Genomic DNA, 23,707 nt, shown 5'->3' on the forward strand with positions numbered 1-23,707 from the left:
GGCAACCCCTTTGCCTTGTTGGCGTTTCCATCGAGGACAGGTTCAAGAGTGGGTCGATGAAGGTCTTGGGACGCAACACGACGATCGATTTCTGGCGCGGGCTTGTCCTCGTGATCATTTTCGTCAATCACATCCCCGGCAACCTGATCGAGCATGTCACGCCGCGGAATTTCGGGTTCTCCGATTCGACAGAGGCGTTCATCTTCATCTCCGGCCTGTCCGTCGCGCTCGTCTATTATCCAAAGATCCCCCAGGGCGACATCGTCGGCGTCGTCAAGCGCTGCCTGAGACGTGCCTTCGAGCTCTACCGGATGCATCTCCTCCTCACCGCCGGCGCCATCGCGCTCTTCTCCATCGGCTACGAGCTGAGCGAGGAGATCGGCCTCATCGAAGAGCATGGCCGCAGCATGGTCTTCGGCGACACGGCGAAGGGCGTGACCGGGATCCTCCTGCTCGGCCATCAGCTCGGCTATTTCAACATCCTGCCGCTCTACATCATGCTCATGCTGTGGGCTCCGGTGGCGCTGGTCCTGGCGCGGGTCCATCTCGGTCTCGCCCTAGCGGTATCCGCCGGCCTCTACGGCCTTGCCCGCATGGAGCTTCTCACTCTGCGGAGCTGGCCCGAGCCGGGAACCTGGTTCTTCAACCCCTTCGCCTGGCAGATTCTGTTCACGCTGGGGATTGGGACCGGCATTCTCATGCTCAGGCGCCAGAACTTCTACAGCCGCCCCCTGATGCTCGCGTCCATCTTCGTCGTGGTCCTGTCCCTGCTGTTCACGACGGCGGGCTTCGGGTTCTTCCCGCACCTGCCCGAAACGGCCCATGCGCTTTTCGACCTGACGAAGCATGACCTGGGGCTCGGCCGGATCGTCCACTTCCTCGCCCTTGCCTACATCGTGACCCAGTTCCCCGTGGGCGAAGTCCTCAAGCGCACCTTCGTCGGCCCCGACCTGAAGCGGCTGGGCCGTAACGCACTCATGATCTTCGCCGCGGGATCGCTGTTGAGCGCCCTGGGGCAGGTCACCATGACGCTGGCCGCCGTCAAATCCTCCGCTAGTCCGCAGATGATCGGGATGGTATTCACCATCATCGGTATCATTGGTCTTCTTGCGCTGGCGCGATATCTCGAATGGAACAAGCTCAACGTGGCCGTCCCGCCGAAGGGGCTGGCAAAGGATCTCGGATTGCCCGCCTCTCAGGGGCGGTTCTCTTAGGTCTTGCAGTTTTGGGGGCGGGGGCTTCGGCACGGGCCGACAACGCTCCCGCGTGTTCCAGCGCCTCCGCTCGCCTGAAAGGGCAGAGCGCCATCCCGGGTCTCGCCGGCAAGCTGTTCCGGCACCAGCCCATTCGCATTCTCGCCATCGGCTCCTCCTCGACCGAGGGCATCGGCGCCTCTTCGCCCGATCACACCTATCCGGCCCAGCTCGAGGACGATCTGGCGGCGCTCTGGAAAGAGCCGGTCACGGTCGTGAATTCCGGCAAGGGCGGCGAAACCGTCATCCAGACCATCGAACGCCTGGAAGCCGCTCTCAAGGCCGACAGATACGATCTCGTGATCTGGCAGGTCGGCACGAACGACGCCATCAACGGCGTCGACGAGACCGCATTCAGGGCCCTGCTGGAGCGGGGCATTTCCGCCGTCCGGCAGTCGGGGACCGAAATGGTCCTCCTGGACCAGCAGTACTTTCCCTCGATCAAGGACTTGGCCCGCTACGAGCGGTTCGTGAACGCCGTCAGCGCAACCGGCTTCGAGCGCAAGATCGGCGTGTTCTCACGCTATGCCCTCATGAAGGAGTGGAACAGCCGCTCCCCCGAGGAACTGCGCTCCATGCTGTCCGCCGACGGCTTCCACATGGGCGACAAGGGCTATGATCGTCTTGCCGATTGCATGGCCGATGCCCTTCAGGCCATGGTGGAGCATTCCGTCGCCGAAGCGAGGCCAACCGTCACGGCGGCGGCTTCCGTGAGAGATCGTTAACGCCTCTGCGGGACGATATCGGCCGAACCGCACGCCTCCCGATCCCGGGCCGGGCCTGCGGCAACCATGTTCGGGGGTTCCCATCGCCGCCTCAGCCAAACGCCGTCTGTCCCTGCGCGACGTCCTGACCGACGGGCGCGTCGCGCTCATGCTGCCCCTCGGCTTTTCCTCGGGGCTGCCGTTCCTGCTCGTCTTCAGCACCCTGTCCACATGGCTTAGGGAAGCGGGCATCTCGCTGACCGTCATCGGCATGATGAGCTGGGTGGCCCTGGCCTATTCCCTGAAATTCCTCTGGGCTCCGGTCGTGGACCGCTACGACGTTCCTGTTCTCGCGCGCCTTCTCGGCCGTCGTCGGGGCTGGATGGTTCTGACGCAGCTCGGTGTCGCTGCTGGGCTGATCGGCATGGCATCGACCGACCCGCAATCCGGTCTTCCCTTCTCCATCCTCTTCGCCGTTCTCGTCGCCTTCGCTTCGGCGAGCCAGGATGTGGTCATCGACGGCTGGCGCATCGATGCCGCCGCGACCGAGCGCCAGGGCATGATGGCGGCAGCCCTGTTGCTGGGTTATCGGCTCGCCCTCATCACGGCGGGCGCCGGCGCATTGTACATCGCCGAATTCGCGAATTGGCACAGCGCTTACCTTGCCATGGCCGCCCTCATGGCCGTCGGTCTCATCGGCACCCTGCTCGCCCCCCGCATCGACGAAGGACCGGCCCGGGAGCGCCTGCCCATCGCCAAGGCCATCATCGAGCCGCTGGCGGATCTCTACCGGCGCAAGGGCTCGATGCTGATCCCCATCCTCGCGCTCATCGCCTGCTACAGGATCCCCGATTATGCGTCGGGCATCATGGCCAATCCCCTTTACATCGACCTGGGCTTCAGCAAGGCCGACATCGCCAATGTGTCGAAGCTCTACGGCGTCTGGATCGGCATCATCGGCGCCTTTGCCGGCGGACTGGCCCTCACCCGGATCGGCCTCTGGTGGACCCTGCTCATCGGCGCCGTCATCGCCGCCGGGTCGAACCTGATGTTCTCATGGCTCGCCTCCGGACACGCGACGCTGTGGGGCCTGACGCTCGCCATCAGCGTCGACAATTTCGCCGGGGGCTTTGCGGGCTCAGCCCTCGTCGCCTATATGTCGGGCCTCACCTCACCCGGCTTCGCCGCGACGCAATACGCGCTACTCAGCTCGCTCTATGCCCTGCCGGGCAAGCTCATCGGGGGAGCCTCGGGCGCGGTGGTGGAGAACTTCGGCTATCCGACCCTCTTCACGGGCACGGCCACCATCGCCATTCCGCTCGTCGTCCTGTGCTTCATCATCCGCCGGGATACGATGAAGTCTGTCGAGGATAAAGAGGAAGCGGCCGGTATGGATTCCGAGCCGGTCGGCGCCGGCTCGAGGGCTTGAGTCTCACCGTCATCACGCGCTCTCACGTCATCACCGGCACTGTGCCGGGGATCCCGTTTCATTAAGGCGAGGCGCCATTCAGAAGCGGGATGGCCGGCACAGTGCCGGCCATGACGGGAGTACTCATCGGTTCGTCTGGCGACATCCTGAACGACAGCGCCCGAACGGCGGTCAGACCCAGCCGCCGTCCACGAGATAGGTCTGCGCCGACATGGCGCTGGAATCGTCCGCGCCGAGGAACAGGGCGAAGTTCGCGATGTCCTGCGGCACGAGCTTGCGCTTCACGCATTGGCGCTTGAGCAATTCCTTCTCGCCTTCCGGCGTGAGCCAGAGGTCGATCTGACGCTGGGTCATGATCCAGCCGGGCACGAGGCAGTTGACGCGGATGTTCTTCGGTCCGAGTTCGCGCGCCAGGGCGCGGGTCAGACCGACGGCGGCGGATTTCGCCGTCTTGTAGGCGGCGAAGGAATCGTCGCTCACCATGTAGCTCGTCGAGCCCATGTTGATGATCGAGCCGCCGCCGGCCTTCTCCATGTCGGGCAGCACGGCTTGGGCTGCGAAGAACTGGTGGTCGAGATTGGTGGCGAAGCGCTCGCGCCAATATTCCGGCGTCACCTGATCGATGGTGTGGCGGTCGTCGCGGGCGGCGTTGTTGACGAGAATCGTGATCGGGCCGATCGCCTCGCTCGCACGGCGGATCGCCGCCTGGAAGGCCGGAATGTCGCGCACGTCGCTGTGCTCGAAATGCACGCGCTCACCGAGCTCCTTCGCCAGAGCCTGCCCGGCTTCGGCATTGTAGTCGAGAATGGCGACCTTGCTGCCCTGCGCATGGAACGAACGCGCGATGCTCTCACCGATGCCGCTGGCTCCCCCGGTGATGAGAACAGTTTTGCCCTTCAGGGAGCCATAAGTCGTCTGGGTCATGGTTTCTCACTTGATTGAAATGGAGTTCCGTCATCCCGGAGCTGCGCCGCAGGTTCCGGAGTCTTCGGAACAGAATCGGGTCTTATTCTGCAACCGATCCCGGTTCTTCGCTACGCTTCGTCCGGGATGACATCAAAGGATCAGCTCGCGCCCGGCCCCGGCGTCGCGCCGGGCGGGCATTTGCCCAGGATGATCATGCCGAGGACTTCGTCCTGCGTGACGTCCTGCACATCGGCAGAGCCCACGAGCTTGCCGTTCTTCATCACGCTCACCCGGTCGGCTAGGCCGAACACGTCGTGGATGTCGTGGCTGATGAGGAAGATGCCGATGCCTTCCTTCTTCAGCTGCAGCACGAGGTCGGCGACCTGCTGCGTCTCGGCGGGGCCGAGCGCGGCCGTCGGCTCGTCCATGATGAGCACGCGCGCATTGAAATAGATCGCGCGCGCGATCGCCACGGATTGGCGCTGGCCGCCGGAGAGCGCCTTCACGGGCTCCTTGAAGCGGCGGAAATGCGGATTGAGACGCGCCATGACCTTGCGGGTCTCGGCCTCCATCGTCGCGTCGTCGAGAGTGCCGTAGGGCGTCAGCACTTCTCTGCCTAAGAAGATGTTGCCCGCCGCATCGATGTTGTCGGCGAGCGCGAGCGTCTGGTAGATCGTCTCGATGCCGTAGCGCTTGGCGTCGCGGGGCGTCGCGATGTCCGCATGCTCGCCGTTGACGTAGATCTCGCCCGAATCCGGCCGGTAGGCGCCGGACAGGATCTTGATCAGCGTCGACTTGCCCGCGCCGTTGTGGCCGAGCAGGCCCACCACCTCGCCGGGGCGAAGGTCCACGGACACGCCGTCCACGGCCTTGATGCCGCCGAACGCGATGGAGATGTTGCGCATCTCGACGAGAGGCGTCGTTCCATTGGTGTGCATGATGCGCCTCCTTACTTGATGCGACGGCGATAGAGGCTGTCGACCCACACCGCCAGCACGAGCACCGCGCCGACGACGATGTTCTGCAGGGGCGTGTCGACGCCGAGCAGCACCATGCCCGATTGCAACGACTGCATGACGAGGGCGCCGAGCATCGCCCCCGCGATCGTCCCGATGCCGCCGGCGAGCGACGTGCCGCCGATGACCGCGGACGCGATCACGTACAATTCGTCGAGGGTCCCGGCCGCGTTCGTGGCCGCGTTCAGGCGCGCGGTCGAGATGCAGGCGGAGATGCCGCACAGAAGCCCCATGAGGCCGAACACCTTCATGAGCGTCCAGCGTGTGTTGATGCCCGACAGTTCCGCCGCCTCCGGATTGCCCCCGATGGCGAAGACGTAGCGGCCGAAGCGCCGGCGCGTGGCGATGAAGGTCATAACGAGCCCGACCAGGACGGCGATCAGCACCGGCAAGGCGACGCCCTGGGAGATGAACATGCCGCCGTCGGGCCACGCGATACCGCGGGCTTCCGCCCAGGCCCGGGCCGATCCCATCGGCATGGGATAGGCGTTGAAGACCGCAGCCGTCGCGAGAACGGCCCCGCAGGCGACGACGGCGATTACCGCATCGGCCCAGCCCGGGCGCACGGGGAACCCGAAGCGCAGGCGACGTCGGCGCGTCAGGCCCAAGCCCACGATGATGAGGCCGCAGGCGATCGCCGCGATGATCCAGGTGGCCGTGGCGCCGAGCGCGCCTTCCACGCCGCCGCCGAAAGCCTTGAAGCGCGAATCCATCGGCGCGACGGTCTGACCCGTCGTGACCCACCAGGCCGCGCCGCGCCACACGAGCAGGCCGCCCAGGGTGACGATGAAAGAGGGAATGCCGAGATAGGCGATGAGCCAGCCTTGGAACAGACCGATGAGCCCGCCGGCCACAAGCGCGATCAGCACGGCGAGCGGTGCCGTCAGCCAATGCTCCAGGCCGAGATAGGCCGGCAGCCACTGCACCTGCGCGACGCCGATGATCATTCCGACGACGCCGAGGATCGCCCCGACCGACAGGTCGATGTTGCGCGTGACGATGACGAGCACCATGCCGGTCGCCATGACGGCCACGGAGGCCGTCTGGACCGAGAGGTTCCAGAGGTTGCGGGGCGTCAGGAACACGCCGCCGGAGAGGATGTCGAACCCGATCCAGATCACGGCGAGCGCCGCCAGCATGCCGAGCATGCGGACATCGATTTCGAGTTTCGAGAGGAGCGATCCGGAAGCGGTGCTCGGCGGCGGCGGAGCAGTCGTGGCAATGGGTGCGGTCATGGCGTCACGCAAGAAATCAATGAAGTGTCATCCCCGGCAAGCGAAGCGAGGGAAGGGATCCATAGGCTATCGCGCATGGATCCCCTTCCCCTCCAGCGGCTTCGCCGCCTCCGGCCGGGAATGACGCGGAGACGGCTCTTTCCAATTGCCGACCTTAATCGCAGGCCTTCACGGTGCCTGCCTTCACGCCCTGGCAGACCACCTCCTTGGAAGCCCAGCCGGCCTTGATGACCACGTCGAGATTGTCCTTCGTGATCGCCACGGGGGTGAGGAAGAGAGCCGTCATGTTCTGCTTCTTAGGGCCGAGGTTCCACGGCTTCGCGCCCTGGATCTCGCTCAGCTTCTTGCCGCCTGCGAGCTGCACGGCGATTTCTGCCGCGTTGCGGCCGAGTTCACGGGCATCCTTGAAGACCGTCACGGTCTGCGTGCCGAGCGCGACCCGGTTGAGAGCCGCCTTGTCGGCGTCCTGACCGGAAACCGGCACCGAGCCGGCCAGGCCCTGCGCCGCGAGAGCCGCGATGGCGCCGCCGGCGGTGCCGTCGTTGGCGGCGATCACCGCATCGATCTTGTTGTTGTTCTTGGTGAGGAACTGCTCCATGTTCCGCTGCGCGTTGGCCGGGAGCCAGCCGTCCGTGTAGGCCTCGCCCACGTTCTTGATCTTGCCGGCATCGATGGCGGGCTTCAGCACTTCCATCGAACCCTGGAACAGGAAGTTGGCGTTCGGATCCGAGCCCGAGCCCTTGATGAAGGCATAGTTGCCCTCGGGCTTTACTTTCAGCACTTCGCGGGCCTGGAGACGGCCGACCTCGACGTTGTCGAAGGTGAGATAGAAGGCCTGCGGGATTTCGATGAGGCGGTCATAGCCGACCACCGCGATGCCTTCCGCGATGGCCTTCTCGACGGCCGGGCGCACGGCATCCGAATCCTGCGCCAGCACGATCAGCGCCTTGGCGCCGCGGGAGATGAGGCTCTCGATGTCGGTGAGCTGCTTGGCGGGCGAGGATTGCGCATCCGCCGACACATAGGTGCCGCCGGCCTTCTCGACGGCGGCCTTGATGGCGGCTTCGTCCGTCTTCCAACGCTCTTCCTGGAAATTCGACCAGCTGACGCCGACGACGGGCCCCTTCTGGGCGAAGGCGGCGGTGGCGGACAGAGCCAGGGCGGCAAGGCTGATCAGGGCGTGTTTCTTCGATAGCATCGGCTTCCTCCTGGACCTTGCGTTCCCTTGCAGGTCCGTGGCTCATGGCAGGCTGTCGGTCCGGCTGGATCGACGATGAGGCTCGCTCTGCCATGCTTTATAGTTCGAGCGGGGAAATAATTATCTCAGCCATTGGGACCTTCAAGCACCCCTAAGCTCATCTTTTCGTCTGATATCCATTCACTTTGGAATTGTTTTATTCGTATATCGAACAAATGACCGCGATGCCCCTGATCCCCCTCTCTCCCCGTGAAACGGCCCGGCGGCGCCTGCTCGATGCCCTGCGCCGGGAAGGCCCCATGGCCCGGGTCGAGATCGGCCAGCATCTCGGCATGAGCCCGGCCTCCGTGTCCGAACTGACGGCGAGCCTCCTCGACGAGGGGATCCTGGTCGCGGAAGAGACGGCCGATCAGGCCTCGGGGCTGATTCGCGGACGGCCCAAGACTCGTCTCTATTTTGCCGAAACCCTCGGTTCGGTGATCGGCGTCTGGACCGGCTTCAACCGCATCGAGCTGCGGCTCGTCGACAGCGCGGGGCGCAACCGGGCCAGCCGCCACATCGAACGCCCCCTGCGCAATCTCGGCGCGAACGAGCTGATGGACGTGCTGGCGGAGACGATCACCGCCTTTGCCCAGGGGACCGGCGCCCATGACGTGAAGGCCATCGGCCTCGCCTGCCAGGGCTATGTGGACACGCGGGACGGCATCGTCGCCTGGAGCCCGGTGCTCGGCACCCGCGACCTGCCCCTGGCCTCGGGCCTCGGGGAGAGGCTCGGCCTGCCCGTCCTCATGGAGAACGACGCCAGCGCCATGGCCTTCGCCATCACTCAGCGGAACTCGGACCTGCGATCCGGGCGCACCGCCTGCCTGATGGTCGGCGACGGCGTTGGCCTGGGCTTCCTCATCCAGGGAGAACTCTATCGCGGCGCCCGCTTCGGCGGCAGCGAGTTCGGCCATGTGCGCCTGCGCCGGGGCGGCCCGCAATGCCGATGCGGCGGCCGTGGCTGCATCGAGGCCTATCTCGCCGATTACGCCCTGCACCGGGATGCTCAGCTCATCGACCATCGCCCCGCCCCGACCCTGCTGCTGCCGGGCGAGGACGCCATGGAATCCATCGTCGAGCAGGCCCGGGCGGGCGATCCCGCCCTGCTCAATCTCTTCCAGGCCGCCGGCGAGGTTCTCGGCGATGCGGTCGGGATCCTGATCCAGACGCTGGAACCCGACCACATCGTCCTCTGCGGCCCGGGCACGCGGGCCATGGACCTGCTGCGCCCCTCCTTCGAGGCCGCTCTCGAATCGCAGACCATTCCCGAGCTGCGGGCGCTCGCCGCCATCCATGTGGTGGAATCCTCCATGGACCTGCTGACGGAAGGGGTGGTGATCCAGGCCCTGCGCGAACTCGACCTGGACCTCGCCCGCCTCAAGGCTGCATAAACCCGCCGCGGGCGTAGCCATCAGCCCTCAAAAACACTATCTGTAACGGGTCGATTTCTCACCAAAAGAGACCCATGGCCTCCTCCCGTCCCGTCCAAGCCGGCGACCACGTCTTCCTCGTCGACGGCTCCTCCTTCATCTTCCGGGCCTACTTTCAGTCCATGAACCAGGACCAGAAGTACAATGCCCGCTCGTCGGACGGGATGCCGACGGGAGCCGTGCGGCTCTTCGTGTCCAAGCTCCTGCAGTTCATGCGCGACGGGGCGGCGGGCCTGAAGCCGACGCATCTCGCGATCGTGCTCGACAAGTCCGAGGGCTCGTTCCGCAAGGAACTCTACGAGGATTACAAGGGCCACCGGCCGGACGCGCCGGAGGACCTGAAGGTCCAGATGCCGATCATGCGCGAGGCGATCCGGGCCTTCGGGCTCGAGCCGGTGGAGCTGCAGCGCTACGAGGCCGACGACCTGATCGCGACCTACACCCAGCAGGCCAAGGCCCGCGGGGCGGACGTGCTCATCATCTCGTCCGACAAGGACCTGATGCAGCTCGTGGGCCCGAAGGTGTGCTTCTACGATTTCGAGTCGGGCTCCAAGGGCAAGCCGGGCTATCGGCCCGAGCGCAACCTGGACGAGGCCGCCGTCATCGAGAAGTGGGAGGGCATTCCGCCGGAAAAGATCGGCGACGTGTTGGCCCTCATGGGCGACACCTCGGACAACGTGCCGGGCGTTCCCGGCATCGGCCTGAAGACCGCGGCCCAGCTGATCAAGGAATACGGCGATCTCGAAACCCTGCTGGAGCGCGCGCCCGAGATCAAGCAGCCCAAGCGCCGCGAGACCCTCATCAACAACGCGGAATCGGCGCGCCTGTCCAAGAAGCTCGTGACGCTCGATTGCGAGGCCCCGGTTCCGGTGCCCCTCGACGACCTGCGCGTCCCTGAGCCCGAGCCGAAGACGCTGATCGGTTTTCTCAAGGCCATGGAGTTCAGCACGCTCACCCGGCGCGTGGCGGAACTCTACGAGGCGGACCCGGCCGCCATCTCGCCCGACCCGCGCCTCATGCCTGGCGGCGAGGCGATCCGGTGGGAGCGCAACGGCGCGGGCACCGGCGTGACGGCGCCGACCGACGACGCCGTACCGTTCTTCGGTAAGAGCGATCCCGGGGCGGGCGAGGTCGATCCCTTCGCCGGTCTCGACCTGCCGGAGACCGGAAGCCCGCGCAAGCCCGTCGACGGGATCGGCACGCCGTCGCAGCTCGCGGGCAAACGCGCGACGGAAGCCTCGTCCGTGCCCTTCGACGTGACAGCTTACGAGACCGTCACGAGCCTGGAACGATTGAAGGAATGGGTCGCTCTGGGACGCGAGCAGGGCTTCGTCGCGGTCGATACGGAAACCAGCGACCTCGACGCGACCCGGGCCGATCTCGTCGGCTTCTCCCTGGCGCTGGAAGCGGGCAAGGCCTGCTACGTGCCCCTCCAGCACCGCGACGAATCCGATCTCTTCGGCGGCGGTCTCGTGAAGGGCCAGATCCCGATCACCGAAGCGCTCGATGTCCTGCGTCCGCTGCTGGAGGACCCGTCGGTCCTTAAAGTGGGCCAGAACCTGAAATACGACTGGGTCGTGCTGAAGCGCCACGGCATCGAGGTGCATCCCTTCGACGACACGATGCTGATCTCCTATGTGCTCGATGCGGGCAAGGGTTCGCACGGCATGGACGAGCTCTCGCGCCGCCATCTCGGCCACTCGCCCATCACCTTCTCCGAGGTGGCGGGCACCGGCCGGAACAAGGTCACCTTCGACAAGGTCGAAATCTCCAAGGCCACCGCCTATGCGGCGGAGGACGCGGACGTCACCTTGCGCCTGTGGCAGCTCCTGAAGCCGCGGCTCGCCGCCGAGCACCGCGCCACGGTGTACGAGACGCTCGAGCGTCCCATGGTCGACACGCTCGCCCGCATGGAGATGCGCGGCATCATGGTGGACCGGCAGATCTTGAGCCGCCTGTCGGGCGATTTCGCCCAGACGCTCGCGCGGCTCGAGGACGAGATCCACGAGATGGCGGGCGAAAAGTTCGCCCTCGGCTCGCCCAAGCAGATCGGCGATATTCTCTTCGGCAAGATGGGCCTGCCGGGCGCCAAGAAGACGCCGTCCGGCCAATGGGCCACGCCCGCGACGCTCCTCGACGAGCTCGCGCAGGCCGGCCATGAGCTGCCCGCGAAGATCCTCGAATGGCGCCAGCTCTCCAAGCTGAAATCCACCTACACGGATACGCTGCAGGAGCACATGCATCCCGAGACCAAGCGGGTGCACACCTCGTTCTCGCTCGCCGCCACGACGACGGGACGCCTGTCCTCGTCCGACCCGAACCTGCAGAACATCCCGATCCGCACGGAAGCCGGCCGCAAGATCCGCAAGGCCTTCGTGGCACAGGAAGGCCACAAGATCATCTCGGCCGATTACAGCCAGATCGAGCTGCGGCTGCTCGCGCACATCGCCGATATCCCGCAATTGCAGGAGGCGTTCGCGCAAGGCATCGACATTCACGCGGCGACGGCCTCGGCCATGTTCGGCGTGCCGCTCGACCAGATGACCGGCGATCTGCGCCGTCAGGCGAAGACCATCAATTTCGGCATCATCTACGGCATCTCGGCCTTCGGCCTCGCCACGCGCCTCGGCATCCCGAACCAGGAAGCCTCCGCCTTCATCAAGCAGTATTTCGAGCGCTTCCCCGGCATCCGCACCTATATCGACGAGACGAAGCGGTTCTGTAAGGAAAAGGGCTACGTGACCACGTTGTTCGGGCGCGTGTGCCATTACCCGCAGATCAAGTCGTCGAACCCGTCCGAGCGCGCGGGCGTGGAGCGCCAGGCGATCAACGCGCCGATCCAGGGCACCGCCGCCGACATCATCCGCCGCGCCATGGTGCGCATGGAGGATGCGTTGAAGGCCGAGCGCCTCTCCGCCCGCATGCTGCTGCAGGTGCACGACGAACTGGTGTTCGAGGTCCCGGACGACGAGGTCGATGCGACGCTGCCGGTGATCTCCCGCGTCATGACGGAAGCGCCGTTCCCGGCCGTATCGCTGAAAGTTCCGCTCGCCGTCGAAGCCCGCGCGGCGCAGAACTGGGACGAGGCGCATTGAGCCGCGCATGCCCAGAGCCACCGATATGCCGGCATCCCCGGTTCTCGTCCGCAAGGCCGGCCCCGAGGATGCCGAGACGCTTTTCCGCCTCACCGCCGGCTTGATCGAGGATCATCTGCCCGGTCAGGAACCCTGGACGAATGCGGAGGCCATCAAGGCCAACGGCTTCGGGGCCGATCCGCTCTTCGAGGCCCTGATCGCCGAGCGCAATGGAAGGCCCATTGGCTTCGTGTCGTTCTTTCGTGGTTATGCCGGATGGCGCGGCCAACCGATGGGCATCGTGCACGCCCTCTACGTTGTGCCGGACGAGCGCCGCTCAGGGGCGGCGCGGGCGCTCATGGCGGGCGTGGCCCGAATCGCCCTGGAACGCGGCTGGATCCGGATCGAGCTTTTCGTCGAGGAAGGCAGGACCGCCATCGCCTTCTATGAACGGATCGGGATGCGGGATCTTCGTCACAGGCATATGCGCCTGGAAGGAGAAGCGTTGGAGCGCTTGGCGCGAAGCGACCTTTGACGTCGCATGGCGGGCGCATGCCGATGGTTTCCTGTCAAAGAGCAGCACCTTGGGGCCCGCCGCTTGCGCTGCGAGCCTGCAGGTCAGTCGAGGGAGGGCGCGAGAAGGCGTCCGGCTCGGTTGTAAGCTAAAGGAAGAACCCGACGGCTCCTCGCGCACGGTTCTTTTAGGCGTTTCGACTTGGACCAGCGCAGGGCTGCCAAGGGCCTCCTGCCGCCGGCTGCGTGACCGGCCGACAGGACCGTGCCGGATCCCACACCGTGCGACGCCTCGCGAAGCGCGCCCCTCGTCGGATCAGGCTGTGCAACGATATAGCCAAGGCTCATCCCCCTGTCAAGAACAAAGTGAGAACATAACATCATGCTGCTCACGCCCTCACCCGTCATGGCCGGGCCTGTCCCGGCCGTCCCGGTCGGAAAGACGCGGCGCTTCACACAATCGAGATGGCCGGCACAAGGCCAGTGATGACGTGGGAGAGGTCATCCCCGCGCTTGTTAGGACGATCCTTCGAGCCGCCGCGGCGCTGCTCCTCAGATGAGGACAGAGCGGCGGCAAGGACAATGGGGATGATTGGGCCTGGTCCCCGGATCACGTCCGGAGCGGCCATGACGAAGTGGAACACGAGCGACGACACGAAAATGTGCTACAGCGCACAGCCAAGGTCGGCCCTGAAGCCTCTGCTCCTCGCGGCCGGAAACGGACTTCCTGATGCAGCGGCAAGCGCTTAGCGGCTCTCCGCGCGAGCTTCGAGACGAGAGACTGTCTTCTCTTGCGGTCGCACCTCTCTGAACGGAGAGTTGTGGGACCGAATCCCGGCCAATATAGCGTTACGTAACTCGCTCCGATGAATCGGCAGCCTGAACGGCTGCGGGTCGAGAGAGCAGCGTCTGAACGAAGACACGACAGGGCAAAGCTCACTCTTGCTTTCATGGAATCCGGCCAAGGCCGGGTTCATCACGCCTGTGGCCACCGACGAGTTCAGGCTCGGCGGTGCACACCATCTCTCATCATTTGGCGCCTTCGCCTTTCAGGAGAATACATAATGGCCGTCGTTACGCCCAAGATCTGGAGCCCCATGGACACCACCTCGGTGATCGGTGTCGATCGGGATTCGCTCACCATGCTGCCGAACGGCGGCTATGTGGTGACGTGGCGCGAGAACGAGAAGATCGCGTTCCAGCTTTACGATGGGACCGGCGCCAAGGTCGCCGGAAAGAGCTTCGTCGATGCTTCCAGCGGGACGGCACAGCAGTTTTCCGATGTCGTCAGCTACACGGCCGACGGGGGCTTCGCCATCACCTGGACCGAAGGTGTCAGAACGCAGACCGGGCGCACCCTTCGGACGCAGAAATTCAATTTCGACGGCAGCCCGAATGGGGCAGCGACGTCCCTCGATGCTCCTGTCCAATCCGACGGCGCTCAGATGGTCGCCAATGGGAGCGGCTGGGCCACGGCCTACATCGAGAACGTCGGCGGCACGAATACGGTTCGCCTCTCTCTGTTCGATCAGGCTGGCACAGCTGGAAACCCGATTTCCGTCTCAGGTGCCAGCGGCGTCGGCCGCCCGGATGTGACCTGGCTCGGAGGAACGAAATATGCCGTTTCGTTCCTGACGGACACCGGCAGTTCAGTTCGCATCGTCGACGGCAGCATCGTCGGAACAGGCGCCGACATCGCGGGCGCGACCGAGAGCAAGGTCGCTGTTCTCAAGACTGCGGACGGGCAGCCTTCCGGCCAGTTCGTGGTCGTCACCAATGCCGGTCAGCTCGAGCCGATCATCGCCCAGACCTACACGGCGAATGCTGACGGCTCGGCCACCTTGGTCGGATCCGTGGCGCTCTCCCCGGCCCAGAACCCGGCGCTGCCCAGCGCAGGCGACAAGGTGAGCGTGATTGCCCTCCGGAGCGGCGGCTATGCGGTCGCCTATGTCTCGACGGCCAGCGGCAATCCCGACATCTGGGTCAAGGTCGTCGATGCGAACGGCCAGCAGGGCCCGGCTATCAATGTCAGTGCCGAGGCGGGCCTTCAGACCACGCCTTCGGTCTTCGAGATGGCCGATGGCCGTTTGGCCGTTTCCTGGGAAAATCCCTCTCATCCGACATCCGGCTCCGGCATCGAAACGAAGATCGTCGACGCCCGTGCCACGGCCGTTGCCGTCGTGGGCACGTCGAAGAACGACATCTACGCTCCGTCGGACCATCCCGGCGACAACTTCAACGGCGGCGGCGGCATCGACACCCTGACCTTCCAGGCTGCGGGCAGCGGTGTGGCGGTCGATCTCGCGGCAGGCGTGGGAACGGCCGGCATCGCGGCGGGCGACACCTACACGAGCTTCGAGCGGGTCATCGGCTCGAACTTCGCCGATACGCTCGCGGGCGGGAACGCCGCAAGCACGCTGCAGGGCGGCGCCGGCAACGACGTGTACTTCGTCAAGGCCGGCACGACGATCGTCGAGGGCGCCGGCGGCGGGACCGACTCGGTTTACACCGATGCGACCTATACGCTGTCCGACCATCTCGAGAACCTGTTCGCGACCGGCGCGAATGCGATCGACCTGATCGGCAACAGCGCCAACAACCTCATCGTGGGCAACGAGGCCGCCAATAAGCTCTACGGCATGGGCGGCAACGACACCCTCAACGGAGGTGGCGGCAACGACACGCTCGAAGGCGGTGACGGCGACGATGTGCTCATCGGCGGTGCCGGGGCCGACGTGATGATCGGCGGCGCGGGCAACGACACTTACTACATCGACGACGTCAACGACCAGATCATCGACGGCTCCGGCGTCGATACCGTCTATCTTGCCGTCAGCTACGACATCTCCCGCCTCGGTGCCATCGAGAACATCACGGGTGTCGGCGCCGTCAACATCACCCTGACGGGCAACGACGGCAACAACGTGTTCACCGGCAACGACGGCGCCAACATCCTCTATGGCGGCAAGGGCAACGACATCCTGGACAGTGGGGCGGGCAACGACCGCATCCATGGCGGCGACGGCAACGACGTCCTCACGGGCGGCAAGGGCAACGACATCTTCGTCTTCGACACGAAGCCGCACAAATCGAAGAACGTCGACAGGATCGTCGACTTCAACGTCGCGGACGATTCGATCTACCTTGAGAACAAGTACTTCAAGGTCACGCCGTCCGGCACGCTCACGAAGCCCAAGCAGATGGCGAGCAAGCACTTCTTCAAGGGTTCAAAGGCGCACGACGCGGACGACCGGATCATCTACGACAGCAAGAAGGGCATCCTGTACTACGATGCGGACGGCACCGGCGGCGCGGCGCAGATCAAGATCGCCACGCTCTCGCCGAAGCTGAAGATGACCCACAAGGACTTCTTCGTGATCTAAACCGGCCCTGGCCTTTCCCCTAGGCCGGACCGGTTCTGCAAGGGCGTCCTGTTCGCAGGACGCCCTTTTTTCGTCCCAGCGGTCAGCGGTGCATCGAGCGGAACCGTCCCGGACCCTTCGCCCTTTGTGTCAGAGCACCACAGGAAGATCAGCATGTCCTATGAACTCTATTATTGGCCGAGCATCCAGGGGCGTGGGGAATTCGTCAGGCTGGCGTTGGAGGAAGCCGGGGCCGAGTATGTGGACGTGGCCCGGGAACCGGAGGGCGTCGCGGCGATGATGCGGATGATGGACCGCGCGGAACACCCGCCCTTTGCGCCACCCTTTCTCAAGGACGGCGAGACGATCATCGGGCAGAGTGCGGCCATCCTGCTCTATCTCGGCGCGGCACGGCCTTGCCCCCCAGGATCCCGCCGGAGGCCTCTGGGCGCACCAGATCCAGCTTACCCTGGCGGATTTCGTCGCCGAGGCGCACGACACCCACCATCCCGTCGGGGTCGGCCTCTATTACGAGGACCAGAAGGACGAGGCGCGCCGGCGCTCCAAGGAATTCCGCGAAAGCCGGATTCCGAAGTTCCTGAACTGGTTCGAGACGATCCTCGCCCGCAACCCCGCCGGCGATGCGCATCTCGTCGGCCGCACGCTGACCTATGCGGACCTATCCCTGTTCCAGGTCGTGGAGGGGCTGAGCTACGCCTTCCCCAGGGCCGCGCAGCGCGCCTTGAAGGAGGTCCCGCGGGTGGCCGCCCTGCACGACGCCGTGGCCGGGCGGCCGCGGATCAAAGCCTATCTCGACAGCCCTCGGCGCATTCCCTTCAACCAGGAGGGCATCTACCGCCACTATCCCGAGCTCGACGGTTAACTCCTTTTTTAAGGATCGGCAGGACTGATGGGATCATGCCTCAATTCCTCCACGCTGCCTCTCGACTTTGGGCGGGAGATCAGGAGCAGACCATGAACGACGACACCGAGGGCGTTGCGATCCGGCTCTGGCGCGACCGCGCGCAGTTGCGCGAGCAGGAGCGGAACGAGCTTCAGGCCCGTCTTCGGATCGCCGAGGAGAAAATCGCGATCCTCATGGCCGAGAACGACCGGCTCGCCACGGAGAATGCCCGGCTCAGATCCCTCGCGAGCCCGGACGATGGATCGTCCCGGACGGAGACGGAGCTTCAGATGGAAGCCCTGAAAGGCGCCCTGATGTCCCTGATCGCGCGGCCGACGGACAGCTTGAATTGAGGAAGAGTGCCAGCGCCGCCCTTAGGCGGCCAGGCGCCCCATGGCCTGGTTCAGGCATTCGACCGTGACGCTGCCGGCCCGGGCGACGAGGCTGCAGCCCTTCGGCACCTCGCGCCAGCCCCGGGTCTTGTCGTCGATGGGCTCGGAAACCACCAGCAGGTTGCCGTCCAGCTCGCGGAAATAGAGGGTCGGCGGCTTGGCATCGCAGGCCCAGCGATAGGCCCAGAGGTTCTCGCCATCCGTGAAGGCGGCGGTGAAGCGCAGGGCCTCGTCGATGCCGGCGTCGTTCATCAGGCCGCGGACCTGCTTGAGGGTCCTGGCCATGGCGACCACGGGCTCCTCGGGCAGCCCGTTGGCGAGGGCGAGGAGGAAGATCGCCTCCGAATCCGTGGTGCCGAGGCGACGGTCGTAGAGCTCGTCCGGGATCAGCCCTTCCAGCCGCCGCTTGATGCGTCCGTAGCCGCCGATCTGGCCGTTGTGCATGAAGAGATAGCGGCCATGGGCAAAGGGATGGCAATTGGCCCGCGTGGTCGATGTGCCCGTGGAGGCGCGCACATGGGCGAAGAAGAGCTTTGATCGCACCTGCTCGCACAGGCTCCTCAGATTCTCGTCGGACCAGGCCGGGCGGACCTCTCGGTAGATGCCCGGCTCGCTGCGCTCCCCGTACCAGCCAATGCCGAAGCCGTCCCCGTTCGTCTCGGTCTTGGCCTCGATCGCGTGCAGCGACTGATGAACCAGCGAATGGGCCGGAGCGCAGACGAGTTCGTCGAGGAAGATCGGCTCCCCCTTATAGGCGAGAAAGCGGCACATGGTTTGACGGCAACCCCTTACCCCAGCGACCCCTGTAATGATGTTGTACTATCTTTGACTTATGGTGAATAGCCGGTTAACAGGCACGCCGTTGCGACAGCCTGTCGATTCCCATAAAAGCATTCTCAATCATTCGATAAAAAGCCGGCCGGGCCGGCATGGGGAATTCGACAGCATGCTTCGCCTCTCGAGCCTGGCGCCGGCTGCAGCGCTGATCGCCCTGCCTCAGGCAGCCTTCGCGGCGGAATTCGACGGGGCGAGCCTCGGCTTGGCCTGGGCCCTGCCCTTCGCGGGAATCCTTCTCTCCATCGCCTTGTTCCCCCTGCTGGCTCCGCATTTCTGGGAGCATCACCAGGGCAAGATCGCGGCCGCCTGGGGCCTCATGGTGCTGATCCCGATGGCGCTCGCCTTCGGCCCGGTGGCGGCGATCCATGCCCTCGCCCACACGGCGTTCCTGGAATACATCCCGTTCATCCTGCTGCTCCTGGCGCTGTTCACGGTGGCAGGCGGCATCCTCGTGCGCGGCAACATTCATGGCGCGCCGGGTACCAACGCGATACTCCTGGGAATCGGCACGGTGCTCGCGAGCTTCATCGGCACGACGGGCGCCTCCATGGTGATGATCCGGCCGATCATGCGCGCCAACGACGACCGGCGGCACAACGTCCATGTGATCGTGTTCTTCATCTTCCTGGTGTCGAACATCGGCGGCTCGCTCACGCCGCTCGGCGATCCGCCGCTCTTCCTCGGCTTCCTGCGCGGCGTCGAGTTCTTCTGGACCACCAGGCATCTGTTTCCGGAGACGCTGTTCGCCAGCCTTCTCCTGCTCGTCGTCTTCTTCGCGATCGATCTGGCGATCTACAAGAAGGAAGGTCGCGTCCGCCCGGATCCGACGCCCGACAATCCGGTGCGCGTCACGGGCGGCATGAACTTCCTGCTGATCTTCATCGTCATCGCGGCCATCCTCATGAGCGCCACCACCGATCTCGGCCGCGTGACCCTGCTCGGCGTGGAGATCGAACTCGCCAACGCCCTGCGCGACCTCATCATGATCGTGGTCACGATCATCTCCCTCAAGACGACGCCGAAGGCCAACCGGATCGAGAACGGCTTCTCCTGGGGGCCGATCAAGGAGGTGGCGAAACTCTTCGCCGGAATCTTCATCGCGATCATTCCGGTGCTCGCCATGCTGAAGGCCGGCGCGGACGGCGCCTTCGCGCCGCTCGTGGCCCTCGTGACCCATCCGGACGGCAGTGCCAACAACGCGGCCTATTTCTGGCTCTCGGGCGGCCTGTCCTCGTTCCTCGACAATGCCCCGACCTATCTGGTGTTCTTCGAGCTTGCCGGCGGCGATCCGCAGACGCTGATGACCACCGGCGCACTGACGCTGAGCGCCATCTCGGCCGGCGCCGTGTTCATGGGCGCCAACTCCTATATCGGCAACGCGCCCAACTTCATGGTCTATGCGATTGCCCGCGAAGGCGGCGTGAAGATGCCGAGCTTCTTCGGTTACCTGCTCTGGTCGGGCGCGATCCTGATCCCGACCTTCCTGCTCGTGACGCTGCTGTTCTTCAGGGGATGAGCCTCACCACCATCATCCCGGGCTCCGCTGTGTGGCCGCGGGATGACGGCGCGGAATTTCCTTAAGCGCTCAGCCTCTCCGCCACGTCCTCGGCGATCGACAGGCACGAGGTCAGCCCCGGGCTCTCGATGCCGAAGAGGTGCACGAGCCCGGGGAGTCCATGCTCGGCCGGGCCGTCGATCATGAAATCGGCGGCCTTCTCGCCGGGGCCCGTGAGCTTGGGGCGGATGCCGGAATAGTCGGGCACGAGGGCGCCGTCGGGGAGCCCCGGCCAGTAGCGGCGGATGGAGGCATAGAAGCTCTCGGCCCGGCGCGGATCGACCTCGTATTCCTCCCTGTCGATCCATTCCACATCGGGACCGAAGCGCATGCGGCCGGCAAGATCGAGCGTCACATGCGTGCCCAACCCGCCATCCACGGGAGCCGGATAGATCAGGCGCGAGAAGGCGGGCTTCCCGAGGCAGCCGAAGTAATTGCCCTTGGCGAGAACCAACGGGGGAACGCGATCTTCAGGATAGCCCTCCGTCGCGCGGGCGAGCGCCTGCGCGCCGAGGCCCGCCGCGTTGATCACCGCATCGACGGTCAGGTCGGTCGGCTCCGATCCGCCGACATGCACGTCCCATCCGGTTCCGTTTCGCGTGATGCGTTCCACCGGAGCCTGAAAGGCGATGACGCCGCCCGCATTCTCGAGATCGCCCTGCAGGGCAAGCATGAGAGCATGACTGTCGACGATGCCCGTTTCGCGCGACAGCACGGCGCCCGTGCAGGCGAGATTCGGTTCGAGGGCTCGCGCCTCCCCGGCCGTGAGATAGGCCAGCCCTTCGACGCCGTTCGCCAGCCCCTGCTCGTAGATGCCTTCGATCTTGGCCTGTTCGAGATCGTTGGTAGCGACGATGAGCTTGCCGCATTTCGCATGAGGCACACCGTGGCTCTCGCAGAAAGCATAGAGCTCCCGCCGCCCTTCGACGCAGTGACGCGCCCGTAAGGACCCGGAGGGATAATACATGCCGGCGTGGATCACTTCGCTGTTGCGCGAGGACACGCCGTTGCCGATGCCGCCGGTCGCTTCAGCGACGATCACGCCATGCCCGCGAAGGCCCAGCGCCCGCGCGACAGCAAGGCCGACGACCCCTGCGCCGATCACCAGGACGTCTATGGTCGCCTCCCAATCTTTCAAGATCTACGATCAACGGGCATATCGCGGACATTTCCCCGGCCATCCCGGTGCTGTGTCGTGCGCTGCCTCAATCAATCGGGATCACCGGCACAAGGCCGGTGATGACGTGAGTGGTTGTCGGTCCGTCATGAGGGCAGCCTCCGAGGAGCAACAAAAAAAGGCGGCCGCGCAGATGCGGGCCGCCCCTGAGTGACTTGCCGTTCAGAGACGCTTGCCGGTCTGCTCGTCGAAGAGGTGCACGAGCTTCGGATCAGGAGTGACGCGGATCTGCTGGCCGGGCTGAGCGTCGACGCGCTCGCGGAACACGCCGACCACGTCGGCGCCGCCGAACTTGGCGAAGACCTGCGTCTCCGAACCGGTCGGCTCGACCACCGCCACCTCGGCCGGCAGGCCGTTGGTGTCGTCGAGAATGAAGTGCTCGGGCCGGATGCCGTAGATGATCGGCTGCCCGTCCGAGGCCGCCGGGGCATTGGCCACCGGCAGGCTGGTGCCGCTCGCGGTGACGAAGCGCCCGCCCTGCAGGTGGCCTTTGAGGAAGTTCATCGCCGGCGAGCCGATGAAGCCGGCCACGAACAGGTTGGCCGGGCGGTCGTAGAGCTCGAGCGGCGCCCCGACCTGCTCGACCACGCCGTCGTGCATCACCACGATCTTGTCGGCCATGGTCATGGCCTCGATCTGGTCGTGGGTGACGTAGATGGTGGTGGTCTTCAGGCGCTGGTGCAGGGCCTTGATCTCGGTGCGCATGGCCACGCGCAGCTTGGCGTCGAGGTTGGACAGGGGCTCGTCGAACAGGAACACCTGCGGGTCGCGCACGATGGCCCGGCCCATCGCGACGCGCTGGCGCTGGCCGCCCGAGAGCTGGCGCGGGTAGCGGTCGAGCAGCTTGTTGAGCCCCAGGATCTCGGCGGCGCGGTCGACGCGGGCCTTGATCTCGGCTTTCGGCGCCTTCTTGAGCTTGAGCGAGAAGGCCATGTTGTCGGCGACCGTCATATGCGGGTAGAGGGCGTAGTTCTGGAACACCATGGCGATGTCGCGCTCTTTCGGCGGCATGTCGTTGACCACCTTCGGGCCGATGCGCAGCTCGCCGCCCGAGACGCTCTCCAGCCCGGCGATCATGCGCAGCAGGGTCGACTTGCCGCAGCCCGACGGGCCCACCAGGATCACGAACTCCCCGTCCTGGATGTCGATCGACACCCCGTGAATGACCGGGACCGTGCCGAAATTCTTGCGGATGTTGCGGATCTCAACTGAGGCCACGGGGCTTCCTCCAAAACTTTGTGCGTTCGCGGCACTCTCAGGGTGCTCTGCAGAACCTTGATACGGCTACGCTAACGTATCTGTTTTCACGACTTGATCAAGTTAAGCACATATCATGTTGCACGACAAATCTTGACATGCAAGCCGGAGTGACGTTGCATCGCGAAGATTACGGTTCCTGAAGCTCAGCCACAATGAGTCGCTGTCGTCCGTTCGCAGATCCGTCTGCCCTCACGCACAGGAGCCGTTTTGCATCGTCAAGCTCCGAAAAGCCCGCGCGGCCCGGAGCGAAGGGAGAATAGCGCTCATGATCAAGAACGTTGCGGTCGTCGGCTGCGGAATTGGCCGCACTCACATCGTTTCCTATGCGGCTCATCCGGACAAGTTCCGCGTGGTCGCGATCTGCGACCTCAACGACGAGCGCCTGGCGAGCATCGGCGACGAGTTCGGCATCGCGCGGCGGACGAAGGACTTCGATGAAGTCCTCCGGATGGAGGATGTGGACATCGTCGACGTCTGCACGCCCCCGGCGGTCCATCTCGAGCAGATCCTTGCGTCACTCGCCGCCGGCAAGAACGTCGTCTGCGAGAAGCCGCTCGTCGGCTCCGTGGCGGATGTGGACAAGGTGATCGCGGCCGAGAAGCAGTCCAAGGGCCGCGTGCTGCCGATCTTCCAGTATCGCTACGGCAACGGCATCATGAAGGCCAAGCACATCATCGACCAGGGCATTGCCGGGAAGCCGTATCTCGCTTCCGTGGAGGTGTTCTGGAAGCGCACCTCCAAGTACTACGACAATCCCTGGCGTGGGCGTTGGGAAACCGAGCTCGGCGGGGTTCTCGTCACCCACGCGATCCATCTGCACGACCTTCTCACCTTCGTGATGGGCCCGGTGAAATCCGTGTTCGCTCGCGCGGCGACCCGCGTGAACGACATCGAAGTGGAGGATTGCGTCGTCGGCAGCCTGGAACTGCAGAACGGCGCCCTGGCGTCCACGGCCGCGACCCTGGGCTCCCAGGACGAGATCAGCCGCCTGCGCTTCTGCTTCGAGAACGTGACCTTCGAGAGCTGCCAGAAGCCTTATGCGCCTGGCGACGACCCGTGGAAGATCATCCCCGCCTCGCCCGAGGTGCAGGCCAAAATCGATCAGGCCTTCGAGGGATGGAATTTCGTCCCGACGCGCTTCGAGGGATTGTTCGCGCCCTATCACGAAGCGCTCGTCACGGGTGGTGCCCTTCCCATCACCCTGGCCGATGCGCGCCGCTCGCTGGAGCTGCTGACGGCTTTCTACCAATCCATCGAGACCGAGCGCCCGCAGACCCTGCAGGTGGGCCCCGATCATCCCCGCTATACGAACTGGAGCCTCGCGAACAAAGGCGCCGACATCCTGCGCTACGCAGCCCGGGCTTGATCCACGGGCGACATGAAGAAAGCCGGAGCGCCCATGTGGCGCCCCGGCTTTTTC

18 protein-coding genes and 1 pseudogene are annotated in these 23,707 nt (G+C 65.1%); 11 read left to right on the forward strand and 8 right to left on the reverse strand.

Annotation, left to right across the window (positions count from 1 at the left end; translation table 11 throughout):
* Window positions 1-56: 56 nt before the first annotated feature.
* From U0023_RS07190 to U0023_RS07200, 3 genes are all read left to right on the forward strand, one after another.
* Window positions 57-1,214: an OpgC family protein gene (locus U0023_RS07190; RefSeq protein WP_009763006.1), complete on the forward strand. Its 1,158-nt coding sequence runs from the start codon at window positions 57-59 to the stop codon at window positions 1,212-1,214.
* An 11-nt stretch (window positions 1,215-1,225) separates the two neighbouring features.
* The gene (locus tag U0023_RS07195; RefSeq protein WP_009763005.1) at window positions 1,226-1,978 is read left to right on the forward strand and encodes an SGNH/GDSL hydrolase family protein; all 753 of its coding nucleotides are present in this window, start codon (window positions 1,226-1,228) and stop codon (window positions 1,976-1,978) included.
* Between the two features lie 124 nt (window positions 1,979-2,102).
* Window positions 2,103-3,386 (forward strand): AmpG family muropeptide MFS transporter, encoded by a 1,284-nt coding sequence (locus U0023_RS07200; RefSeq protein ID WP_407667412.1) that lies wholly within the window; start codon window positions 2,103-2,105, stop codon window positions 3,384-3,386.
* Window positions 3,387-3,557: 171 nt separating this feature from the next.
* Here the strand turns inward: U0023_RS07200 and U0023_RS07205 are convergent, their stop codons facing one another.
* The 4 genes from U0023_RS07205 to xylF form a co-directional block, all read right to left on the reverse strand.
* Window positions 3,558-4,310, reverse strand: a complete 753-nt coding sequence (locus tag U0023_RS07205; RefSeq protein WP_009763003.1) for an SDR family NAD(P)-dependent oxidoreductase — start codon at window positions 4,308-4,310, stop codon at window positions 3,558-3,560.
* 140 nt (window positions 4,311-4,450) lie between these two features.
* Window positions 4,451-5,230, reverse strand: a complete 780-nt coding sequence (locus tag U0023_RS07210) for an ATP-binding cassette domain-containing protein (RefSeq protein WP_009763002.1) — start codon at window positions 5,228-5,230, stop codon at window positions 4,451-4,453.
* Window positions 5,231-5,241: 11 nt separating this feature from the next.
* Window positions 5,242-6,543, reverse strand: coding sequence for a sugar ABC transporter permease (locus U0023_RS07215; RefSeq protein WP_009763001.1), 1,302 nt, complete (start codon window positions 6,541-6,543; stop codon window positions 5,242-5,244).
* A gap of 154 nt (window positions 6,544-6,697) precedes the next feature.
* Window positions 6,698-7,741: a D-xylose ABC transporter substrate-binding protein gene (xylF, locus tag U0023_RS07220; RefSeq protein WP_009763000.1), complete on the reverse strand. Its 1,044-nt coding sequence runs from the start codon at window positions 7,739-7,741 to the stop codon at window positions 6,698-6,700.
* A gap of 224 nt (window positions 7,742-7,965) precedes the next feature.
* Between xylF and U0023_RS07225 the strand changes: the two genes are divergently transcribed.
* From U0023_RS07225 to U0023_RS07235, 3 genes are all read left to right on the forward strand, one after another.
* Complete coding sequence (locus tag U0023_RS07225; protein ID WP_195904205.1) at window positions 7,966-9,174, forward strand: ROK family transcriptional regulator; 1,209 nt, start codon at window positions 7,966-7,968, stop codon at window positions 9,172-9,174.
* Between the two features lie 74 nt (window positions 9,175-9,248).
* Window positions 9,249-12,308, forward strand: a complete 3,060-nt coding sequence (gene polA / locus U0023_RS07230) for a DNA polymerase I (RefSeq protein WP_009762998.1) — start codon at window positions 9,249-9,251, stop codon at window positions 12,306-12,308.
* 7 nt (window positions 12,309-12,315) lie between these two features.
* Window positions 12,316-12,822: a GNAT family N-acetyltransferase gene (locus U0023_RS07235; RefSeq protein WP_009762997.1), complete on the forward strand. Its 507-nt coding sequence runs from the start codon at window positions 12,316-12,318 to the stop codon at window positions 12,820-12,822.
* Between the two features lie 430 nt (window positions 12,823-13,252).
* Here the strand turns inward: U0023_RS07235 and U0023_RS07240 are convergent, their stop codons facing one another.
* Window positions 13,253-13,456: a hypothetical protein gene (locus tag U0023_RS07240; RefSeq protein ID WP_040638646.1), complete on the reverse strand. Its 204-nt coding sequence runs from the start codon at window positions 13,454-13,456 to the stop codon at window positions 13,253-13,255.
* 408 nt (window positions 13,457-13,864) lie between these two features.
* On the opposite strand from U0023_RS07240, the gene U0023_RS07245 reads away from it, so the two are divergent.
* The 3 genes and pseudogenes from U0023_RS07245 to U0023_RS07255 all read left to right on the forward strand — a co-directional run bounded on the left by U0023_RS07245 (window position 13,865) and on the right by U0023_RS07255 (window position 17,419).
* Window positions 13,865-16,183, forward strand: coding sequence for a calcium-binding protein (locus tag U0023_RS07245; protein ID WP_009762995.1), 2,319 nt, complete (start codon window positions 13,865-13,867; stop codon window positions 16,181-16,183).
* A 153-nt stretch (window positions 16,184-16,336) separates the two neighbouring features.
* Window positions 16,337-17,045 (forward strand): annotated as a pseudogene (locus tag U0023_RS07250) (glutathione S-transferase).
* Between the two features lie 92 nt (window positions 17,046-17,137).
* Entirely contained in the window at window positions 17,138-17,419 is a 282-nt protein-coding gene (locus U0023_RS07255) for a hypothetical protein (RefSeq protein ID WP_009762993.1), read from the forward strand.
* Between the two features lie 21 nt (window positions 17,420-17,440).
* On the opposite strand, the gene U0023_RS07260 is transcribed toward U0023_RS07255, so the two are convergent.
* Window positions 17,441-18,229, reverse strand: coding sequence for a class II glutamine amidotransferase (locus tag U0023_RS07260; RefSeq protein WP_009762992.1), 789 nt, complete (start codon window positions 18,227-18,229; stop codon window positions 17,441-17,443).
* Window positions 18,230-18,404: 175 nt separating this feature from the next.
* Here U0023_RS07260 and U0023_RS07265 point away from each other — a divergent pair, with 175 nt between their 5' ends.
* Window positions 18,405-19,811 carry a sodium:proton antiporter gene (locus tag U0023_RS07265; protein ID WP_009762991.1) on the forward strand — a complete coding sequence of 469 codons (1,407 nt, stop codon included), beginning with the start codon at window positions 18,405-18,407 and terminating at the stop codon, window positions 19,809-19,811.
* A 61-nt stretch (window positions 19,812-19,872) separates the two neighbouring features.
* Here U0023_RS07265 and U0023_RS07270 read toward each other — a convergent pair whose 3' ends face one another.
* On the reverse strand, window positions 19,873-20,967 hold the full coding sequence (locus U0023_RS07270) for an NAD(P)/FAD-dependent oxidoreductase (protein WP_040638927.1): 1,095 nt from the start codon (window positions 20,965-20,967) through the stop codon (window positions 19,873-19,875).
* Between the two features lie 222 nt (window positions 20,968-21,189).
* The gene (locus U0023_RS07275; protein WP_009762989.1) at window positions 21,190-22,245 is read right to left on the reverse strand and encodes an ABC transporter ATP-binding protein; all 1,056 of its coding nucleotides are present in this window, start codon (window positions 22,243-22,245) and stop codon (window positions 21,190-21,192) included.
* A 307-nt stretch (window positions 22,246-22,552) separates the two neighbouring features.
* On the opposite strand from U0023_RS07275, the gene U0023_RS07280 reads away from it, so the two are divergent.
* Complete coding sequence (locus U0023_RS07280; RefSeq protein ID WP_009490401.1) at window positions 22,553-23,653, forward strand: Gfo/Idh/MocA family protein; 1,101 nt, start codon at window positions 22,553-22,555, stop codon at window positions 23,651-23,653.
* Window positions 23,654-23,707: the final 54 nt, after the last annotated feature.

The organism is Microvirga lotononidis (assembly GCF_034627025.1).
Lineage (GTDB): Bacteria > Pseudomonadota > Alphaproteobacteria > Rhizobiales > Beijerinckiaceae > Microvirga > Microvirga lotononidis.

Coding starts and splice junctions, on each gene's coding strand:
- U0023_RS07210 (WP_009763002.1), bottom strand. CDS start 5,230: ATGCACACCAATGGAACGACGCCTCTCGTCGAGATGCGCAACATCTCC.
- polA (WP_009762998.1), top strand. CDS start 9,249: ATGGCCTCCTCCCGTCCCGTCCAAGCCGGCGACCACGTCTTCCTCGTC.
- U0023_RS07255 (WP_009762993.1), top strand. CDS start 17,138: ATGAACGACGACACCGAGGGCGTTGCGATCCGGCTCTGGCGCGACCGC.
- U0023_RS07265 (WP_009762991.1), top strand. CDS start 18,405: ATGCTTCGCCTCTCGAGCCTGGCGCCGGCTGCAGCGCTGATCGCCCTG.
- U0023_RS07190 (WP_009763006.1), top strand. CDS start 57: ATGAAGGTCTTGGGACGCAACACGACGATCGATTTCTGGCGCGGGCTT.
- xylF (WP_009763000.1), bottom strand. CDS start 7,741: ATGCTATCGAAGAAACACGCCCTGATCAGCCTTGCCGCCCTGGCTCTG.
- U0023_RS07225 (WP_195904205.1), top strand. CDS start 7,966: ATGCCCCTGATCCCCCTCTCTCCCCGTGAAACGGCCCGGCGGCGCCTG.
- U0023_RS07205 (WP_009763003.1), bottom strand. CDS start 4,310: ATGACCCAGACGACTTATGGCTCCCTGAAGGGCAAAACTGTTCTCATC.
- U0023_RS07260 (WP_009762992.1), bottom strand. CDS start 18,229: ATGTGCCGCTTTCTCGCCTATAAGGGGGAGCCGATCTTCCTCGACGAA.
- U0023_RS07280 (WP_009490401.1), top strand. CDS start 22,553: ATGATCAAGAACGTTGCGGTCGTCGGCTGCGGAATTGGCCGCACTCAC.
- U0023_RS07235 (WP_009762997.1), top strand. CDS start 12,316: ATGCCCAGAGCCACCGATATGCCGGCATCCCCGGTTCTCGTCCGCAAG.
- U0023_RS07215 (WP_009763001.1), bottom strand. CDS start 6,543: ATGACCGCACCCATTGCCACGACTGCTCCGCCGCCGCCGAGCACCGCT.
- U0023_RS07245 (WP_009762995.1), top strand. CDS start 13,865: ATGGCCGTCGTTACGCCCAAGATCTGGAGCCCCATGGACACCACCTCG.